This is a genomic window from Dehalobacter sp. (assembly GCA_023667845.1).
Lineage (GTDB): Bacteria > Bacillota > Desulfitobacteriia > Desulfitobacteriales > Syntrophobotulaceae > Dehalobacter.
Genome location: JAMPIU010000032.1, coordinates 1 through 1,517, shown reverse-complemented (window position 1 = coordinate 1,517; position 1,517 = coordinate 1). Strand labels below are relative to the sequence as shown.

General features: G+C 42.4%; 2 protein-coding genes. One reads left to right on the top strand and one right to left on the bottom strand.

The features are described from left to right. Nucleotides 1-102: 102 nt before the first annotated feature. On the top strand, nucleotides 103-549 hold the full coding sequence (tnpA, locus tag NC238_01445) for an IS200/IS605 family transposase (GenBank protein ID MCM1564619.1): 447 nt from the start codon (nucleotides 103-105) through the stop codon (nucleotides 547-549). Nucleotides 550-648: 99 nt separating this feature from the next. Here tnpA and NC238_01440 read toward each other — a convergent pair. After that, nucleotides 649-1,517: hypothetical protein (locus tag NC238_01440; protein MCM1564618.1), on the bottom strand; the 869-nt coding region annotated here is incomplete at its 5' end.

Here is a 1,517-nt window from a genome sequence, read left to right as displayed (position 1 = left end):
TTCAGTCGAATACCCCGCTAGCTTGCTGCGGGGATGGAAAACTTCCCTGGCAACCGTTGTAAAATAATTGATTTTATATTCTTAATCACCTTTGTACTGTAGATGGAATTAAGACATGCAAACCATTGTGTATACAAAATAAGATACCACATGGTTTTTTGTGTGAAGTACCGTAAAAAACTTCTTTTAAAGAGTGAACTCATTATATTTTTAAAAAATACATGTTTTGGCATTGGTGAAAGGTACTGTTTTGAGTTTGATGCAATTGGTACCGATGGTGATCATGTACATCTTTTTGTTGGAGCTGAGCCAAAATATTCTCCTTCGAGAGTTATGCAAATTATAAAAAGTATTACAGCAAGACAAATCTTTAAAGAATATCCTGAGATCAAAAAACAGTTATGGGGTGGTGAATTCTGGAGTGATGGAGGTTACATTGGAACTGTAGGAGACGGAACAACTTCCGATGTTATAAAAAACTATGTTCAAAACCAGGGAAACCAGGAAGAAAAAGAAGCATATCAGCAAATGAAAATATTAGATTTTTAATAGCCGTAAAACCAGAGCGGTGACGCGAACATACCCCGTTGCTTGCAGCGGGGTGCGCCACCGCAACTTTGATTGAAACAAAAGATAGCTCGATAATAGTCAGCTCCGGTTATCTGAGCTTCTTACACCTCGACGAATTTTATCTTTAACAAGATAGAAGAGGCCTCCATAGGAGAAAGCTGTGAGTATCGGGAATATAAAGATTCCTCCTTTGGCCGCCTCCGTATCCCCATTCAAGACCTGAACTATGGCCATCATGTCTACAGCGGTTCCAGTGGTAATGAAAAACCCAAAGAACAGGAGCAGTATTGAATACGCCTTTTTTGGTTTTGAGAGCATCAGGAACAGCGCTAGAAAGCCTAAGGGAATACTTATCCCAAGGTCAAGATACCTGATGGTCCAGAATGCGGTCGGAGCCGCTTTGTATGAGCCATCGGGAAGGTCTCCGGTATTTGTAACTTGCTGGATTTGAGATATCCACATCACTGCAAAGAGCAGGAAGAATACGGTCATTAAGCCCACGTAGATTCGCAGACCTCTTGGTTTGAAGTCAGGAGCGTCTGCTTCGGTAAACATAGATAGGTTGCCTAAAAGCAGGACGAGCCCGCCTATTAAAAGAACTCCGAAAAGCCACCAGTAGTCCTCGACATTGCCGCTATAGGCAGAATTGCTCCATTCCTGGCCAATCCCCACGGAAAGCCCTGTGTACATTAATGTTATCGGTGTAAGTACCAGCAGGTATTTCGAGCCGTCCCTTCTGGCCAGACATAGAATTCCACCAATTAACAGTATCGGCGCGATCAGTACCAAATTTGCAAGATCCTGCCCGGCAATCTGCCATATGCCAGATTGAGAGGTTCTATACTTTATTATTTCCTGACCAATGGGTCCAAGAAAAGCGATTAAAACCAGAGTCGCTGCGCAGATAATTGCAGTTGTTCCAATTATGTACCAGGGAATTAAGCTCT